Genomic DNA, 18,347 nt, shown 5'->3' on the forward strand with positions numbered 1-18,347 from the left:
CCCTTTCCCGTCACGCGGTTTCCGGCTGGGCTTGCCCAGCCGGAAATAGAGGAGGTTGATCAATGTTCGAGCAATCCCTCTAAGCAGGGGGATCAGGGTGACAAGGACCGGGACTTCTCGACCGAGTTCTTAACGGCGCAACTCGATCATAAAGCCCCTTGTCTCCGAAACTCTTTATCTGTGTGCCACTTCACGCACCCCAAGAACGCCCTTTGGCTCAAGGGCTTTGACGCCCGCGACTTTGTCGCCGAACTGCGCGAGGTTAGCGTCACCCCGCACCTGGCGCAGAACACCAGCGGACGACGCTCGGCCATCAATGGCCGAACCACGCGCCATCCCGGCTACGCCGTCAGCCAGCGCATCCGCAAGCTGAGAGAGGAGGCGTTTCGCTGGACCAAGACTGTCGGCGGGCTGCGCAAGGCCCGGAACCGCGGCCTGCCCAAGATCGACTGGCAGTTCCACCGCGCCGTCGCCGCCTCAGGAGCCCCACTTTGTCGGACAGTACCCCGCTCCGACTCAGCAGGCAGCCTTTGCAGCAGCATGACAGCCTCTCGATCTAATGGTTCGCTAGCTTCGCGGGCACAAAAATCGCTGACATCGGGCTTGCCGATGCTTGCCAACTTATGCCAAAATAGCACAAGCTAACCATCACATGCCGGCGGCCCCATGATTGAACAGCCCGATGAAATCCTCACGATCGAGGAGGTCGCCGCCTACCTGAAGGCGGGGCGGCGCACGGTCTATCGCCTCGCGGCCAATGGGCAGATCCCGGCTTTCAAACTGGGCGGCGTATGGCGCTTCCGCCGCGCCGAGCTGGAACGATGGATCGCCGCCCGCATCGGGACGCACGAAGAAAGGCCCAAGCCGGACGAGGAAAAGCCATGACCCATGCGTTCGCATCGTCAGCAGAGGTGGCCAATCTCCCCGCGCTTGAACGGCTCATCGGGGAAATCAACGATCTCCAGAGCAAGCTGATCTTGCTGGCCGGCAGCAGCGGCAAAACGCGCCTCCTGCGCGCTTTGGCGCGACGGCTGCATGCTGAGCCCCTGAACATCGGGGTGACGCTGGGACGCCGCTTGGCGGTCACCCCCGTTTCCGATCGGGCGTTCTCGACGAACGAACTGCTGCGCGAAGTCACAGATGGCGTGGAGGGTGACGCTCCGCTGCTGCTCGACAACCTCGAAGTACTCTTTGAGCCGAGTCTGAAGGTCAATCCGCTCAACGTCATCAAGCTGCTGGCACACTCACGCCGAGTAATCGCGGCATGGCCGGGTAAAATACGCAACGACCGGCTGATTTACGCCGAGATGGGACATCCCGAATACCGCGACTACACCCGCGATGGCGTCGTCGTCTTTGAAACGGCGCAACGCCAACAAGGGACCGGAAGGTCAAGAGCATGAAGTACAAAGATCTCATTCAGTTCGAGCAAATCGAGTCGGTCGTTCAACTGCTCGATGCCGATCGCCCGGACGAAGCCAAGAAGCTCGTCTCAACCTTCGTCATCTCTGACGACATGGCCGAGCGCATTGCCAAGCTCATGGTGCCGCAGCTCGGCTTCGACGAATCTGTCGACCACAAGGGCGTGCTCATTGTCGGCAACTACGGCACCGGTAAGTCCCACTTGATGTCGGTGTTGTCCTTGGTGGCCGAGGACGCGGCCTACGCTCAGATGATCCGACACCCCAAGGTGATCGACGCGGTCTCGTCCATCGCCGGCCGCTTCAAGGTGCTGCGCATTGAGGTCGGTGGTCTTGAAATGCCCTTGCGCCAAATCATCACGCAGCAGATCGAACGCTATCTCAAGAAACTCGGCGTCGATTTCACCTTTCCGAGCGCCGACCAGGAACTTAACAATAAGGACTCCTTTGAGGAGATGATGGCCGCGTTCGGCGAGAAGTTCCCCAACCAAGGGCTGCTGCTCGTGGTGGACGAGTTTCTCGAATACCTGCAATCGCGTCGCGATCATGAACTGGTTCTCGACCTGGCCATCCTTCGTCAGATCGGCGAAGTCGCCAAGCATTTGAAATTCCGCTTCGTGGCGGGTGTGCAGGAGGCCATCTTCGATAGCGGACGGTTTCAGCACGTGGCCGACAGCATCCGTCGCGTCAATGAACGCTTCACGCAAATCCTGATCGACCGCCAAGACGTGAGCTTCGTTGTATCCGCGCGGCTACTCAAAAAGTCCGCCGACCAGCAGAACAAAATTCGCGAATACCTAAAGCCATTCGCCAAGTTCTATGGCTCGATGAACGAGCGTATGGACGAGTATGTTCGGCTGTTTCCGGTCCACCCAGACTACCTTAAGACCTTCGAGCAGATTCACTTCACTGAAAAGCGTGGTGCGCTCAAGACCATTGAAGCCGCAATGCAGGCCATTCTCGATCAGGACGTGCCAACTGACCGGCCACAACTGATCGCCTACGAAAGTTTCTGGAATACGGTCAAGAGCAACCAGGTGCTGCGCGCCGATCCCAACATTAAGGAGGTGTTGCGCGTCTCCGAAGTGCTGGAATCACGCATCCAGCAGGCATTCACGCGACCAGCCTACAAGCCAATGGCGCTGCGCGTCGTCAACGGCCTGGCTGTGCATCGCCTGACCACCGGTGGCGACATCCACGTCCCGATTGGTCCCACCGCCGCTGAACTGCGCGACTCTTTGTGCCTGTTCCAGCCAGGTGTCGGGGAGATGCCCGGCGAGCCCGCCGAGAACCTTCTGTCGATGGTTCAGACGGTAATGCGCGAGGTGCTAAAGACCGTCAACGGCCAGTTCATCTCCAAGGCCGCCGACACAGAGCAGTATTATCTCGATCTCAAAAAGGACGTCGACTACGACGCCCAGATCGAGAAGCGCGCCGAAGCATTGTCAGACGATGCTCTAGACCGCGCCTACTATAGCGCCGTCAAGGCGCTGATGGAGTGCAGCGACGATCTTCGCTACCCCGGCTTCCAGATCTGGCAATATCAGATCGAATGGCAGGAACACCGCGTCGAGCGTCTCGGCTATTTGTTCTTCGGGGGACCAAATGACCGTCCCACCGCGCAGCCCGAGCGTGATTTCTACATCTACTTCATTCAGCCCTTCGACAAGGGGCAGCGCACCTACTCGCAGCAGCCGGATGAAGTGTTCTTTCGCTTGAAAGCGCTTGATGAGGACTACAGGCGCTATCTGTCCCAATACGCTGCCTCGCTCGACCTGGGTTCCACCGCCAGTGGCGGTGCGAAGGCTGTCTATCAGTCGAAGGCACAGGACGCTCTGCGCGCCATGAGCAAGTGGCTGCAAGAAAAGCAGCTGACCGCGTTTGAAGTCACCTATCAGGGCAAGGCCAAGACGCTGCAAGACTGGGCGAAAGGCGTGTCGCTGCGCGACCGTGCGCGCTTGGGGCCGGAAGAACGGATCAACTTCCGCGACATTGTGAACATCGTCTCGGGCCTGGTTTTGTCCCAGCATTTCGCCGACATCGCGCCCGAATATCCCAAGTTTCCGGTGCTCGTCACCGAGGCCAATCGCAAATCCCTGATCGCCAGTACGCTGCGCGCGCTGGCGGGCGGCACGCGCACCAAGGATGCGACCGCGGTACTCGATGCGCTAGAAATGCTCGACGGCGAACGTATTGACCCGGCCAGCTCCCGCTACGCTCAAGAAGTGCTGAACCGTCTCAAGGCCAAGGGCCATGGGCAGGTGCTCAATCGCAACGAACTCATCATCGGCGCGACTGATATAGAGTACTTCTCCCCAGCCAAGCACCGGCTCGAGCCCGATCTGCTGGTCGTTGTGCTGGGCGCACTAACCTATTCCGGCGACATCGTGCTCGCGATCTCCGGTGACAAGATCGACTCCGGCAAGCTCTCCTTGCTGGCCGAGCGCTCGCTCGACGAACTCAAGCAGTTCAAGCACATCGAGGCGCCCAAGGAAATCAACCTCGCGGTGCTGCGTGCGCTGTTCGAGTTACTCGACCTGCCCTCCGGCCTGGCGCAGAAGGCCAGCCAAGGCGACACCGAACCCGTTGTCGCATTGCAGGAAAAAATCAGCGCCCTGGTGCCGCGTGTGCTCAGGGCGGGCTCCGATCTCCAACAGGGCAAGCTCGCCTTCTGGGGCCAGAACCTGCTGCGCGAGGAAGAAGCCAAGGACTGGTATGCGCGGCTTGATGTGCTCAAAAAATTCACGGAATCCCTGTCGCCTTACAACACTGTCGGTAAGCTCAAGAACCTGCGCACCACGCTCGAAGACATCGACATCCAAAAGAAGAACCTGGACGTGCTCGCCGGCGTCGAGCGCTTGTTGGAACTGGTCGGAGAATTGGGGGGTGCCGCATCTTACCTGTCGCAGGCGGAGATGATTTTGCAGCCCAACCACGACTGGGTGAAGCAGGCCGAAGCAGCGCGCAAAGCCCTGTTCGACAAGCTGGCCGAGGACCGGACCGCGGAACGTGCCGTCGCCATCCTCGGGGAAGGCCGCCAGACTCTCGCCGGGCTCAAGAAGGATTACGTCACCGCCTATATCGCCAGCCACAGCAAGGCCCGGCTCGGTGTTGCCGAAGAAAAGACACGCAATGCGCTGCGCCGCGACGACCGCTTGTTGTCGTTGCGCGTGCTGGCAGGCGTCTCTCTAATGCCCACCAGCCAGCTCACCGGCTTCGAGGACGCGCTCAACAGCCTAAAAAGCTGTTCCGCGCTGGACGAGCCGACGCTGCTCAGAACGCCGGTATGCCCCCACTGCCAATTCCGGCCGTCCGCCGAGCAACTGGAACTGCTGCCTGCCGCCAGTCGCCTGAACAAGCTGGACGACGATCTGGACCGGTTGCAAGCCAGCTGGCAGCAGACATTGCTGGAGAATCTGGAAGACCCATTCACGCAAGACAGCCTAGGCCTTCTGCCGCCCGCATCGAGGGCTCTGATCGATGCCTTCCTCACCGCGCGCAAGCTGCCGGAGCCTATCACCGCCGATTTCGCCAACGCCGTACAGGAAGCACTGTCTGGGCTGGAAAAGATCACGATCAAGGCAGACGAACTGCGCCAAGCCCTACTGCAAGGAGGCTCGCCCGCCACGCCGGATGAGCTGCGCAAACGCTTCGATGCGCTCATCAGTGAGCGTGGCAAGGGCAAGGACACCACCAAATTGCGGTTCGTGATCGAATGAAGGAAAGCGTCGTGCTCCTCAAATCCCTAAGATTGAACAACTTTCTAAGCTTTGGCGAAACCAAGCAATTTTTGGACCTTCGTCCACTCAATGTTGTGATTGGCCCCAATGGCTCAGGCAAATCCAATCTAATCGAAGCTATCGACCTTCTCAGTTCTACGCCGAGCTCAGCGAAAGAAACTAGCTTGCTTGCAGCCATTCGTGACGGCGGCGGTGTGCATGATTGGCTGTGGAAAGGAGCCACCAAGACACCACACGCAACAATCGATGCAGTGTTGACAAATCCGAAAGGATCAATTGATCTTCGCTATGTATTGAGCTTTGCCGAAGTCGGACAGCGCTTTGAAATAATGGACGAGCGCGTCGAAAATTCCGAGCCGGACGAAGGGCATCCCAAGCCCTATTTCTATTATCGCTTTGAGAATGGTCATGGTGTCCTAAATATCAAAGGCAAGCAACGTCGCCTGCGTCATGAAGATATAGATCCGACAGCATCAATTCTTTCTCAGCGAAAAGACCCCGACCAGTACCCTGAGCTTACCTATCTTGGGAACACATTCGCCAGAATACGTCTATATCGCGAATGGAGCTTCGGACGTTACACCACGCCTAGATTGCCGCAGAAGGCCGATCTTCCGAACGATCATCTGGAGCCAGATGCGAGAAACTTAGGTCTTGTGCTGAATCGTTTGCGCCGAGATCCAGCCGTCAAAAACATGCTGCTCGATTCCCTTCGCGCACTGTATGGCGGCATTGATGACTTCGACGTGCAAATTGAAGGGGGCACCGTTCAGGTGTTCTTTCAGGAAGGCAAGTACACCGTCCCTGCGACTCGTTTGTCGGATGGGACATTGCGTTATCTGTGCCTCCTGTCCATCCTGTGCCATCCGAACCCGCCCCCTTTAGTGTGCATCGAAGAACCGGAGCTCGGCCTACACCCTGATGTACTGCCGACATTGGCGGGCCTGCTCAAGCAGGCAGCGGAAAGGACGCAATTAATTGTCACGACACACTCTGATGTGTTGGTCGATGCAATGTCGGATCAACCCGAGGCGGTTGTCGTCGCTGAGCGCGGCCCGGAGGGAACCAACCTGACTCGGCTAGATGCCGAAAAGCTCAAACCTTGGCTCGAGAAGTACCGTCTCGGCCAATTGTGGACACGCGGCGAGATCGGGGGTACCAGATGGTAAAGCTTTACGTCGAAGGCGGCGGCGACACGGCCGCGTTGAAAACCGCCTGCCGAGAAGGGTTTACAACCTTCGTAACAAATGCTGGCATAAAAAACCGCCCACGGATTGTGGCCTGCGGCAGCAGGCGCGATGCGTTTGATTCCTTTTGTACAGCAATTGCCGGCGGCCAAGAAGCCATTCTGCTCGTCGATAGCGAAGACGTCATCACCGCTCAGAACCAGCAGGGAACGTCTGACACCTGGCAACCGTGGGCTCACCTGAAAACCAGAACAGGTGACGGCTGGGACAAACCGCAGAATACTCCCGACACAGATTGCCACTTGATGGCGCAAATCATGGAAAGCTGGTTCCTCGCCGACAGGAATGCTCTCAAGACATTCTTTGGCCAAGGCTTCAAAGAAAGCGCTTTGCCAGCGGCCAACAACGCCGTGGAAAGCATTGCAAAGCAACAGGTTTATAACGCTTTGGGGCAGGCGACCAAAAGCTGCAAAACTAAGACCGCTTACGGCAAAGGAGAACATTCGTTCAAATTGCTCACGAAGATCGATCCCGCCAAGGTCACGCAGGCATCACCGTGGGCCAAGCGGTTCGTGGACGAGCTGCGCAAAAAAATGGATGCCTGAAAGCATGACCAAAGACGACCTCGTCACCACGCTCCAATCCATCGAATGGAACGACATCGAATTCAAGGAAGCGACCTGGGCTGTGCCCAAGGACGCGCTTTCGACTGTCAGCGCCTTCGCCAACACGGAGGGTGGGCATCTGGTGTTCGGCGTCAAGCAGACCAACGGCACATTTACCGTCACCGGCGTGACCGACGCCGATCAGATGCAGAACACCTTCCTCGGCCAAGTACGCGATACCAACAAGGTCAGCGTTCTCCTGCCTATCGAGCCGAAAAAGCACGACTTGCCGGAAGGCATTGTGTTGGCGTTCTACATCCCCGAAGCCCCACGGCAGCAGAAGCCCGTCTATATCGATGGGAATCCGAAAAAAGCCTACATCCGCCGTGGCGGTCGTGACGATACCTGCACGGGCGACGAGCTGCTGCGCTACATCCGCGACGCATCGAACACCCGATACGATGCCGAAACGCTGGACGTGGATATTGGCCGTTGTTTCGATGAAGCCTCCGTGCGCTGGTATCGCGCGCGCTTTGCCGCCAGCAACCCTGGCAAAGACACCGCCACCGATGACACCAGTTTCCTGCGGACGTGGGGATTCCTCGTCGAACAAGGCGGCGTGTTGCGTCCCACCCGCGCCGCCATTCTGGTGCTGGGCAGCGGCGAGTACGTCCGGCAGGTGCTGCCGCGCATGGTCACGGACGTACAACTCTACCGCAATACCAGCACCGAATATGACTCCGCCGTCCGCTGGGCCGACCGCCTTTCCGTTGAGGACAACCTCATCAAGGCCTGGCAGGCCATCGTGGAGTTCTACTTCCGCCACAGCGAGCGCCCCTTCGCCGTGGACGCAGCCACCCTGCGGCGTGACGACGATCCGCCCGACTATATCTCCTTCCGCGAAGCCGCCATCAATCTGCTGATCCACCAGGACTTCGGCGACACCACCCGCGTTCCAGTCATCCGCCTCTTTCGTGACCAGACCGAGTTCTTCAATCCTGGCGACGCCTTTGCCTCACGCGAGCAGCTACTTGATCCGGGCGACAAGGAGGTTCGCAACCCCAGCATCGTCAACGCCTTCCGACGCATCGGTCTGTCCGATCAAGGCGGCACCGGCGTGCGCGCCATCTTCGATGGCTGGCGTAAGTTGGGCTACCTGCCGCCCGAGATAGAAAACCACAGGGCCGAAAAAAGCTTCCGCCTGCGCCTGTGCAAGGTAAAGCTCATCACCGAAGCCCAGCTTCTCGCGCAGGCAAGCCTGGGCGCACGCCTGTCCGAGCACGAGGCGGCGGTGTTTGCCTTCCTTCTGCGCAGCGGCCAGGTCGATGTAGCAGACATCAAGGCGCTGACGGGTCTTACCGGCGCGCAGGCGCTGGATCTGGCGCAGCGCCTGACTGTGCAAGTGCTGACGGAACCGCTCGGCGAAGCGGCCCACACTTGGCGGCTGGTCCCTCATTTGCGCACCCGCTTCGCCGCCGAAGATACTCCGGAAAATCAACTGACTGGCGCGGAAACGGTGATGGCAGGCGCTACCGATCAAGTGACCGAACAAGTTGCGACGGAGCACACCGGACTTGATCGGTCGCTTGATCGGTTGACCGAGGTGCAATGGCGCATCGTCGATTTCGCCGATGTGCCACGCTCGCTGGCGGAACTGATGGCCCACGCTGGCTACAGCCAGCGCCCACACTTCGTGGCCGCTCACATGAAGCCGCTCCTGTCCGGCGGTGTACTGCGCCCAACCATTCCCGACAAGCCACGCTCGTCGCAGCAGCGCTATGTTCTCACGGACGCGGGCATCCAGCTCAAGCTGCTACGCGAACAGACCGCAGCCAAGCCTGGGGACGAACATGGACATTGAAACGGCTGGTGCAATCAGGCTGTTTTTCCCCAATCCGTCGTTGACGCTGGTCTACTTCGAGGCGTTGGCGAACGCCCTGGATGCTGGCGCCACCGAGGTGTCTATCGAGATTGATGTCCAGGCATTTGACAAGCCTGAGACGCTGAAAGTCACCGTCTCGGATAACGGCGATGGGTTCACGGACGACAATTTTAATCGCTTCAAGAAGCTGCTTCTTCCGAGAGACAAATTCCACAAAGGGATCGGCCGCTTAGTATTCCTGAACTATTTTAACCGCGTGGAGATCGACAGCCGCCGCGATAACTGGCGCCGAACTTTCACATTCAAGAACGACTTCGATGGCAATGCGCCACTTGAGCTTCTTGCCGACCAGCAGGAGGCCAAGACGACGCTTGTGTTTAGCGGGTTCGCTAAAGAACGCGTCAAATCCTATGATGATTTGAAGCCGGACGCGCTCAAGCCGCTCATCATTGAGCAGTTCTTGCCGACGCTTGATGCACGCAAGCGTGAGGCCAAGCCGTTCAAAATATCAATCAATTTGAAAACAAGCGAAAGCAACGCGCAGAAGGAATTTTTCACCGACAGCACCGAGATAACGGTCAATGATCTGCCGTCGATGACGACCGTAACGATCAAGGATAGCACCCTGGATGCAATATCGGCGATCGATATGCATTATCATATCGAAGCTGTTTCGGGAAAAGGCAGTTCGCTTGTCGCGTTCAGCATCGATGGGCGCACGATCGCGGCGAACCTCATTCCGCCATCGTCATTTCCGCCCGGCTACCTTTGCGTTTTCCTCTTTGAGTCAGAGCTTTTTCATTCGAACGCGGACAGTTCACGGCAGAAGCTCGTGCTGCCGGGGGGCACTCCCGAGACTCAGCTTTACCGTGTGCTTCGTCGGGAGCTCGGAAAGGTTCTGGCTGAAAAAATTCCGCAGATCACTGAGAAGAACCAAAAAATCAAAGAGACGTTTGAGGAGCAATTTCCTCACCTTCTCGGTTTTTTTGAGGACGACACTGTCGGTCTGATCGATCGGGACGATGCGCTGTCGATAGCCCAGCAGCGCTTTTTCAAAGAGCAGAAGGAAATCCTCCAGTGCGAAAAGCTCAGTGACGCGACCTATGAAAAATCACTGGAAATGTCATCGCGCACCCTGACTGAATATATTCTCTACCGCGATAAGATTATTACACGGATGAAGGAAATGACCGGCGGCAACGCGGAGTCGGAGATACACAATCTGATTGTACCAAGGTTCAGGGAATATTCCCAAGGCACAATGCCGTCTGAAATTTACCAGAACAATGCCTGGCTTCTCGATGACAAGTTTATGATTTTCAGGACAATCCTGAGCGAAAAGAGCATGGACAGCGTCATCAATGCCATACGCCTTGACGACGAGAGCGTGGGGGACACGGGCAGGCCAGATATCGCGATGATCTTCTCCGCAGACCCCTGCGACACCACACCCGTCGATGTTGTGGTGGTCGAGATCAAAAAGAAAACGGATGCCGAGAAGGACAATTTTTACGCCGTGAACCAGCTGCTCGACCGAGCGGGCAAGCTGGTCGCGCATTGCCCAAACATTCAGCGAGTCTGGTACTACGCGATCATGGACGTCAATGAGGCGACCGCATTCCGCTTAAGGCAATTCAAGTGGACGCCCTTCTTTTCAAAAGGGAGGGTTTACTATCAGGAATTCGACACACCGCATCCGGATGGGCGCATCATCCCAACGCCCACATTCGTGGTCTCCTTCGACGCAATCATTGCCGACGCTGAGGGAAGGAACCACACCTTCCTGGAGATCCTGCGGGAAGGCATGAAAAAATACGCTGACGAACATGGCGACGCCAAATCGTCTGGCGAGGAATAAAGAAAAGATAGGCTGATATGAACGATCTACTGCAAAACCATCGCAGCGGAGCAAGCGGGCCGGTCGAATGCCTCGGCCAGACTTTTGCCAGCGACGACGCGCGGCGCGAGCACTTCCTGAAGCTGCTGGCCGAGAAGTTGCTCGACCCGGCCTTCCGTAAGCAGGATGGTTTTCCGAAAGGATCTGACGCGGCCATCCTCGCCATGTCCGATCCGCCCTATTACACGGCGTGCCCGAACCCGTGGCTGGCGGAGTTCGTGGCGCATTATGGCAAGCCCTACGACTCGGCGGTGAAATACAGCCGCGAGCCGCTGGCGATCGACGTGAGCGTCGGCAAGACCGACGCTCTCTACAAGGCGCACGGCTACCACACCAAAGTGCCTCACCTCGCCATTGTGCCGTCTATCTTGCACTACACCCGGCCGGGCGATGTGGTGCTGGATGGCTTTTCCGGCTCAGGTATGACCGGGGTGGCCGCACAATGGTGCGGCACAGCCCCGTCCAGCTACCGGCACGAGTTGGAAATGGCCTGGAAGAAGGAAGGCCGCGCCGCGCCCGAATGGGGAGCGCGACGTGCTGTGCTGAACGACCTGTCACCTGCCGCCACCTTCATCGGCGCTAACTACAACATCCCCTTCGATGTCGATGCCTTTGCCGTGGCGGGTACGCAACTGCTCAAGGCCGTGGAGCAGGACATCGGCTGGATGTACGAAACACTGCATAGTGACGGCACGACCAAAGCGCGGATTGACTACACCGTGTGGAGCGAAGTGCTGGCGTGCCCTTCGTGCGCAGGCGAGATCGTGTTCACCGATGCGGCCCTAGATGAGGTGACCAAGACAGTCGCAGATGTACTGACCTGTCCACATTGCGGAGCGCAGGCCAAAAAAGAGCAGATGGATCTGCAGTTCGAGACATTCATTGACCCGGCAACCGGGCAGGCCGACAAGCGGCCCAAGCGCGTGCCGGCACTCATTGCATACAAGCTTGGTAGGACAGCCTACGCTAAGAAACCGGACAACGCTGACTTGGAGCGGATTGCGGAGATTGCGAGGCTCCCGCTGCCGAAAAACCTGCCTGTGGACCGGTTTCCCGATATGCAGATGACACGTGTGGGTCGGATGAAAACGACCAACTCGGCCGCGGTTCACTTCATGTTTCTGCCGCGAGCAGCGCAAGCGATGGCATTGCTTTGGGAGAAGGCCGAGTCCAATTTGGACCCACGCACGCGACATATGTTGCTATTTATGGTCGAGCAGGCAATCTGGGGGTTGTCTATCCTTGCAAGGTATACCCCCACGCATTTTTCTCAGGTAAATCAATATCTGAGTGGTGTGTATTACGTCGCTTCGCAACAGGCAGAATGCAGCCCTTGGTACATCCTAGATGGCAAGTTGGATCGACTTGGAAAAGCCTTTCTTAAGCTGAAAGTCGACTCTGGCGGAGCGGCAATCACTACAGGCACGGCGGCAAGCATGCCGCTGTCAAACGATTCCGTAGATTACATCTTCACCGATCCACCATTCGGTGAAAATATCTACTATTCTGATTTGAACTTCCTCGTTGAGTCGTGGCACGGGGTGAAGACCGACCCGACGCCTGAAGCCATTGTCGATCGCGTCCGACAGAAGGGAATCCCTGAATATCAGCATCTGATGTACAGCTGCTTCGCAGAGTATTTTCGCGTACTTAAGCCTGGGCGTTGGATGACGGTGGTGTTTTCCAATAGCAAAGCGGCTGTCTGGAACGCCATTCAAGTAGCATTGCAGCAGACCGGCTTTGTGGTGGCTGAAGTCACAGCACTGGATAAGAAGCAAGGCAGCTTCCAGCAAGTTATGTCGCCAAATACGGTCAAGCAGGATTTGGTAATCTCTGCTTACAAGCCCAACGGTGGGCTGGAAGATCGCTTCGAAAAGAGCGGTGCGACAGTGGATTCGGCTTGGGATTTCGTACAGACGCACCTACGACAACTATCTGTCACTAAGGTAAAAAATGGCCAGCTAGAGTTCATAATCGAGCGTGACCCTCGCCGCATCTATGATCGCATGGTCGCGTGGTTCGTGCGTCATGATGCGCCCGTACCGCTATCGAATAGTGAATTCCAGATCAGTATCCGCAGCCGCTTCCCAGAGCGCGACGGCATGGTCTTCCTGCCCGAGCAGGTGACGGAATACGACAAGAAGCGCGCGCAGGCCGCCCAGGCGCCACAGATGGAACTGTTCGTATCAGACGAGCGCAGCGCTATCGACTGGGTGGCGGACTTCCTTAAAGCCCGGCCGTCCACCTATCAGGACATCCACCCCGAGTTCATCAAACAGCTCGGCGCGGGCTGGAAGAAGCACGAGGCGCGGCCGGAACTGTCGGCACTGCTGGAAGCCAATTTCCTTCGCTTCGATGGCGCAGGCGAGGTGCCCAGCCAGATTCACCGCTATCTGTCCACCAACTACCACGATCTGCGTGGCCTCGAGAAAACCGACCCGCGCCTCAACGCCCGCGCGCAAGACCGCTGGTATGTGCCCGATCCGAACAAGGCGCAGGATCTGGACAAGAAGCGCGAAAAGGCCCTGCTCAAGGAGTTCGAGATCTATAAGGCGTTCACTGGGCGCAAGATCAAGGAAACGCGGCTGGAGGTGCTCCGCGCTGGCTTTAACGCGGCTTGGGCGGCGAAGGACTATGCCACCATCCTCGGGATCGCTCACAAGCTGCCGGAAGAGACACTGCAAGAGGATGAGCGGCTGCTCACCCTATATGACATGGCGCTAACGCGCTCCGAAGACGGAGCATAATCCGTGATGGGAGGTGGCTTCGACATCGGCGACTGGTGCTGGCACACGCGGCAGGCTACGCCCTGCCGCGTGGTCGAGCGGCTGGCGCTGTGGGGGGAAGCGGCCTACCGCGTGTGGCTACCTGCGAAAGACGCCGTGCTACGCGCACGGGCGGCGGAACTGGCTGCGCTTTCCAGCGTGCGGCCTACGGTGGAGCAGATTCTGCACGCCACGGCGGCGGCAAAATTGCAGGATGCGCTCGAAGACAACCTCCTGCTGGCGCCCATCCAATCTAGCGTCATTCCGTTGCCTCACCAGCTCTACGCGCTGAATCGCGCCGTCGGGCAGGACCGCATCCGCTACCTGCTCGCCGACGAAGTGGGTCTGGGCAAGACCATCGAGGCTGGCCTCGTGCTGCGCGAACTGAAACTGCGCGGCCGCGCCAAGCGCATTCTGGTGGTCGCGCCTAAAGGGCTGGTCCGGCAATGGCAGGCGGAAATGCGCCAGCATTTCGGCGAGCCGTTCCATTTCGTCGATCCCTCATCGTTGGCCGCCTTGCGGCAGTGGCGTGGGGATAGCGAAGAAGACAATGCTTGGCGGATGCACGACCAGGTGATCTGCGCGCTGGATTCGGTGAAGCCGCTGGAATCGCGGCGCGGCTGGAGCCTGGAGCAAATCCAGACCTACAACCGCGAACGCTTCGAGGATCTGGTGTCGGCGGCCTGGGATCTGGTCATCATCGACGAGGCCCATCGCATGGGCGGCAGCACGGAACAGGTGGCGCGCTACAAGCTAGGCGCAGCGCTGGCGGAAGCCTCGCCCTATTTGCTGCTGCTCTCGGCCACGCCACACCAAGGCAAGACTGACCAGTTCATGCGCCTGATGCAGTTGCTGGACCGGGACGCCTTCCCCGACGAAGGCAGCGTCAGCCGCGAGCGCGTTCAGTCCTTCGTGATCCGTACCGAAAAGCGCGCGGCCATCAATGCCGAAGGGCAGCCCCTGTTCCGGCCCCGGCTCACACGCTTACACGCTGTCGCCTGGCAGGCTCGGCACGCGGCGCAGCAGCAGTTGTACGAAGCGGTCACCGACTATGTCCGCCATGGCTACAACCAGGCTCTGGCGGCCAAGCAGCGCCATGTCGGCTTTCTGATGATCCTGATGCAGCGACTGGTGACATCCAGCACCGCCGCGATCCGCGCCACACTGGAAAAGCGTCAGGCCGCGCTGCACACGCCGCAGACGCAACCGCGCCTTTTCGACACTCTCAGCGCCGAAGACTGGGCCGATCTGGATGGTGAAGCGCAGGTGGACCTGGCGCTGCAAGCTAACGGTCTGGAACTGGAGAAGTCGGAAGTCGAAACGCTGCTGGCGTTGGCGCGCTCCACCGAGGCCGCCGGCACCGACGCAAAGGCCGAAAGCCTGCTGGAACTGATTTACAAGCTGCAACAGGAGGAAGGCGACCCGGCGCTGAAACTGCTAGTGTTCACCGAGTTCGTGCCCACGCAGGCGATGCTGGCGGACTATCTGGAAAGCCGGGGCTTCACGGTGGCCACGCTCAACGGCGGCATGGACATGGAAGCCCGCACACGGACTTTGCAGACTTTCGCAGGGGACGCGCGCGTACTGATTTCCACCGACGCAGGCGGCGAAGGTCTGAACCTCCAATTCTGCCACGTCATCGTCAATTTCGACATGCCGTGGAACCCGATGCGCATCGAGCAGCGCATCGGCCGCGTGGATCGCATCGGCCAGAAGCACGTCGTTCGCGCCCTGAATTTTGTGCTGGAAGATACGGTGGAGCACCGCGTGCGGGAGGTTCTCGAGGAAAAACTCGCCGTCATCGCCGAGGAGTTCGGCGTGGACAAAGCGGCGGACGTCATGGATTCGGCCGAAGTGGAGCCGGTGTTCGACGAGTTGTTCGTCCAAAGCCTCCAGCACCCGGAAGCCATCGAGCGCGAATGCGACAGCGTGGTCTCGCAGTTGCGCGCCACGCTGGAGGAATCCAACCGGAACAGCGATCTGCTGGTCGTGCCCCACGACCTGGACGCGGAGCAGGCGCGCAAGTGGCGCGACCACCCGGCGCAATTCTGGCTGGAACGCGCCGTCGTTAACGGGCTGGCAGTACGCGGCGGATCGGCGACCCAAGATGGCGACCTCTGGCAGGTGCGCTGGGCTGATGGCGCCGAGACCCCACAGGCCTGCTTCGACGCACGCGCCGCAGGCGAAAATCCGGCGGCGGAATGGCTGACAATGGAAGACCCGCGAGCGCGGGCTATCATCAGTGACATACCGCGGTTCGTCGCAGGCCAGCCCTTGCCGGTGATCTGCGTGACAGGACTGCCTGACTCGGTCAGCGGCATCTGGTCGCTGTGGGAGATCGGACTTGCCGCGCCTGGCGCGAACCGCAAGCGTTTCCTGCCGGTCTTCATCAATGACGAAGGCCGCCCGTTCGTGCCTACCGCCAAGCGTGTTTGGGACTTGTTGCTGACCGAAGCCGTGTCCGTATCGTCAGTGGCAGACCCGGAAGATTCGGCACGCTGGTTCGAGACGTCATTCGAGGTGGCAGGCACGCAAGGCGAAGCCTTGTTCGCGGCACTGGCGGAGGAGCATCGCTCCCGTATCAAGGAAGAGCGGGATCGCGCCACCTACGCCTTCGATGCCCGCAACCAGGCGATCGGACGCATCGGCCTGCCGGCCGTGCGCCAGTTCCGTCGCCGCCGCCTGCAAACCGAGCACGAAGCACGCCTGGCCGCGCTCGACGAAATGAAGTCCAGCGTGCCGGAATTGAATGCCGTGGCCATGGTCCGGATTGACGCCAATGCCGGAAAGACTAGCGAGCGTGCCGCATGAACCAATGGCATCAGCGCATTCTTGGCTCTTTCACGGCCGATCTCTCCCGGCTGTGGGTGGCCTGCGATCCAGACGGCGTGCTGCTGGATGAAAAGCTGCTGTCTGAATTGCGCGCTCGCGGCTTCGAGGTGATGGGATACGACGACCCGTTCAGGTTCCGCGCGGAGTATGAGGAGCGGTATCGCACAGCGTGGGATGCCAACGAGCAGGCTCCATCACCGGCACTGATCGTGCATCTGCGCCACGACAACGCGAACGATTTGCCGTGGGACATCGTGCATAACGCTCGCCCGGCGGTGCGGCTGAATCTCGCCGAACTGTTCCCCAGGCTGGCCTATGGCGCCGTGCGGCAAGTGGAGCCGGAACGGCTGGGCTCACTGTTCGATGCCCACCAGACCGAGTTGCAATCGGCGCGCGGTGAAAGCGAATCGAAGGACTTCATCCTCGAACACGTCTATCAGTTGACGCCGCGATCCATCCGCACACCCGTAGACTTCTGGCGCGAAACGCTGCGCCTGCACTTCGCCGGGCGAGCCTTGCCGGAACCGTTCGCCGAGCATGTGGCGACCATCCTCCACGGCAGAGGCTTGCTTGTCGGCCATCCGGTTTCAGAGTGGCTGTCATCCAGGAACGCGTTGCTGCGCGTGGTGCAGGATGCGTGGTATCGCAATCTCGAAAAGCTGAAGCTGGATGGCAGGCATGTGCCCGAGCTTAATGCGCCGGCTGATGGCGCAGGCGAAACCGGTACGGAAATCGAGATCCCCTTCGATCACACCGACGTACACGCAATCATCGATTCGATGTTCCTTGACGGCAGCTTGCATCCGCTGACGGTATCCACCGTACCAACCACCATGCCGGGCTGGATCAAGGCCGGTGTCGTTGCCGATAAATCGTCACAATTCGCGCTGGCTGCAAAGAGCATTGAGGCGCTTGCCGCTGCGGTGCCGGAGGCGGATTCCTCCCACAAGCAGTGGAGCGACTTTGCCAAACGCTTTGGCGAGATGCTGAGCCGAGTTCACGATTTGCCAGGCAAGGATGCCGGTGAACGGATGACTGCCGTCAGTGCGCGCATCAAAGAGATCCAAGCACTGGCAGACGAACGATTGCAGGCATGGGTCATCGCAGGCCACTACGCCGACCTGATCCTGCAACCGTCGATCAAAGGCCCGGTGATGGTGCATCACGTTCCGCGCTTCCTGCGGCAGCGCCGCAGCGCGGGTGAAGCCAGGGTGGCGCTACTGGTGTTCGACGGATTGGCCTTCGATCAATGGGTGCGGATCAGGGAGCATCTGATCGCCGCCCAGCAGCCTTTCGCGTTCGACGAGAACACCGCCTTTGCGTGGCTGCCCACGGTAACATCGGTGTCCCGCCAGGCGCTGTTCTCCGGTTTGAGACCGCGTGAGTTCGACGATTCGATAGACCACACCAACAAGGAAGAAACCTTGTGGAAGGCGTTCTGGCAAAACGAAGGCGGTATCGCGTCCGGCGAGGTGATGTACCGGCGCGCGCTGCATCAGGTCGAGCAACTGGATGCCCTGGAAGCCGATATTGCGAGTCGCAAGCACACAGTGCTGGGGCTTGTGATCGATGAGGTGGATGAACGGCTACACAAAGAGCGGTCCAAGGAAGATGTAGCACTGTGGATCGGGCGCTGGCTAGGCTCCGGCTTTGTTGAGCGCCTGTTTGCCTTCCTGCTAAGCGAAGGTTTCAGCATCTACGTCACCGCGGATCACGGCAATGTCGATGCTGTCGGCATAGGCCGGCCCAATCAGGGAGTGATCGCGGAAACACGTGGCGAGCGCGTGCGGGTTTATCGTAGCGACCCGTTGCGCGCCGAGTCCGCGGTCGCCTATCCGGGCACGGCGGCCCTGGACATCGCAGGGTTGCCAGCGAACTTCAAACCTCTCTTCGCTGGCGGGCGCACTGCCTTCGTTCCGAACGGTGATCAGGTGGTCGTCCACGGCGGCGTGTCGGTCGAGGAACTCGTCGTCCCCTTCGTGAGGGTCTCAGATGTGAATGGAGCTGGGTGAGTTTTG

10 protein-coding genes and 1 pseudogene are annotated in these 18,347 nt (G+C 59.2%); all 11 read left to right on the top strand.

The genetic code is table 11. The features are described from left to right. Window positions 1-219 precede the first annotated feature (219 nt). Window positions 220-477: pseudogene (locus FHS82_RS15715) on the top strand (IS5/IS1182 family transposase); the annotation flags it as partial. 189 nt (window positions 478-666) lie between these two features. Further along, complete coding sequence (locus FHS82_RS15720) at window positions 667-885, top strand: helix-turn-helix domain-containing protein (protein WP_065846574.1); 219 nt, start codon at window positions 667-669, stop codon at window positions 883-885. Next, window positions 882-1,403, top strand: a complete 522-nt coding sequence (gene brxF, locus FHS82_RS15725) for a BREX-3 system P-loop-containing protein BrxF (RefSeq protein ID WP_065846575.1) — start codon at window positions 882-884, stop codon at window positions 1,401-1,403. The genes FHS82_RS15720 and brxF overlap by 4 nt, the downstream gene beginning before the upstream one ends. Next, window positions 1,400-5,140 (top strand): DUF6079 family protein, encoded by a 3,741-nt coding sequence (locus FHS82_RS15730; protein ID WP_065846576.1) that lies wholly within the window; start codon window positions 1,400-1,402, stop codon window positions 5,138-5,140. Before brxF ends, FHS82_RS15730 begins: the two co-directional genes overlap by 4 nt. Before the next feature lie 11 nt (window positions 5,141-5,151). Then, complete coding sequence (locus FHS82_RS15735) at window positions 5,152-6,330, top strand: AAA family ATPase (protein ID WP_065846589.1); 1,179 nt, start codon at window positions 5,152-5,154, stop codon at window positions 6,328-6,330. Next, window positions 6,324-6,953, top strand: a complete 630-nt coding sequence (locus FHS82_RS15740) for a DUF4276 family protein (RefSeq protein WP_065846577.1) — start codon at window positions 6,324-6,326, stop codon at window positions 6,951-6,953. The genes FHS82_RS15735 and FHS82_RS15740 overlap by 7 nt, the downstream gene beginning before the upstream one ends. 4 nt (window positions 6,954-6,957) lie before the next feature. After that, window positions 6,958-8,814 carry an RNA/DNA-binding domain-containing protein gene (locus FHS82_RS15745; RefSeq protein ID WP_065846590.1) on the top strand — a complete coding sequence of 619 codons (1,857 nt, stop codon included), beginning with the start codon at window positions 6,958-6,960 and terminating at the stop codon, window positions 8,812-8,814. Beyond that, complete coding sequence (locus FHS82_RS15750; RefSeq protein WP_065846578.1) at window positions 8,804-10,693, top strand: ATP-binding protein; 1,890 nt, start codon at window positions 8,804-8,806, stop codon at window positions 10,691-10,693. The genes FHS82_RS15745 and FHS82_RS15750 overlap by 11 nt, the downstream gene beginning before the upstream one ends. Before the next feature lie 17 nt (window positions 10,694-10,710). Further along, window positions 10,711-13,479, top strand: coding sequence for a DNA methyltransferase (locus FHS82_RS15755; protein WP_065846579.1), 2,769 nt, complete (start codon window positions 10,711-10,713; stop codon window positions 13,477-13,479). Between the two features lie 6 nt (window positions 13,480-13,485). Continuing rightward, window positions 13,486-16,308 (top strand): helicase-related protein, encoded by a 2,823-nt coding sequence (locus tag FHS82_RS15760; protein WP_065846580.1) that lies wholly within the window; start codon window positions 13,486-13,488, stop codon window positions 16,306-16,308. Further along, window positions 16,305-18,341: a BREX-3 system phosphatase PglZ gene (gene pglZ / locus FHS82_RS15765; protein ID WP_166954521.1), complete on the top strand. Its 2,037-nt coding sequence runs from the start codon at window positions 16,305-16,307 to the stop codon at window positions 18,339-18,341. The genes FHS82_RS15760 and pglZ overlap by 4 nt, the downstream gene beginning before the upstream one ends. Window positions 18,342-18,347: the final 6 nt, after the last annotated feature.

It is taken from the genome of Pseudochelatococcus lubricantis (genome assembly GCF_011762225.1).
Classification (GTDB): Bacteria; Pseudomonadota; Alphaproteobacteria; order Rhizobiales; family Beijerinckiaceae; genus Pseudochelatococcus; species Pseudochelatococcus lubricantis.

Excerpts from the sequence above, each read along its gene's own strand:
- FHS82_RS15760 (WP_065846580.1), top strand. The coding sequence starts at position 13,486 with ATGGGAGGTGGCTTCGACATCGGCGACTGGTGCTGGCACACGCGGCAG.
- FHS82_RS15730 (WP_065846576.1), top strand. The coding sequence starts at position 1,400 with ATGAAGTACAAAGATCTCATTCAGTTCGAGCAAATCGAGTCGGTCGTT.
- FHS82_RS15745 (WP_065846590.1), top strand. The coding sequence starts at position 6,958 with ATGACCAAAGACGACCTCGTCACCACGCTCCAATCCATCGAATGGAAC.
- FHS82_RS15720 (WP_065846574.1), top strand. The coding sequence starts at position 667 with ATGATTGAACAGCCCGATGAAATCCTCACGATCGAGGAGGTCGCCGCC.
- FHS82_RS15740 (WP_065846577.1), top strand. The coding sequence starts at position 6,324 with ATGGTAAAGCTTTACGTCGAAGGCGGCGGCGACACGGCCGCGTTGAAA.
- FHS82_RS15755 (WP_065846579.1), top strand. The coding sequence starts at position 10,711 with ATGAACGATCTACTGCAAAACCATCGCAGCGGAGCAAGCGGGCCGGTC.
- pglZ (WP_166954521.1), top strand. The coding sequence starts at position 16,305 with ATGAACCAATGGCATCAGCGCATTCTTGGCTCTTTCACGGCCGATCTC.
- FHS82_RS15750 (WP_065846578.1), top strand. The coding sequence starts at position 8,804 with ATGGACATTGAAACGGCTGGTGCAATCAGGCTGTTTTTCCCCAATCCG.
- brxF (WP_065846575.1), top strand. The coding sequence starts at position 882 with ATGACCCATGCGTTCGCATCGTCAGCAGAGGTGGCCAATCTCCCCGCG.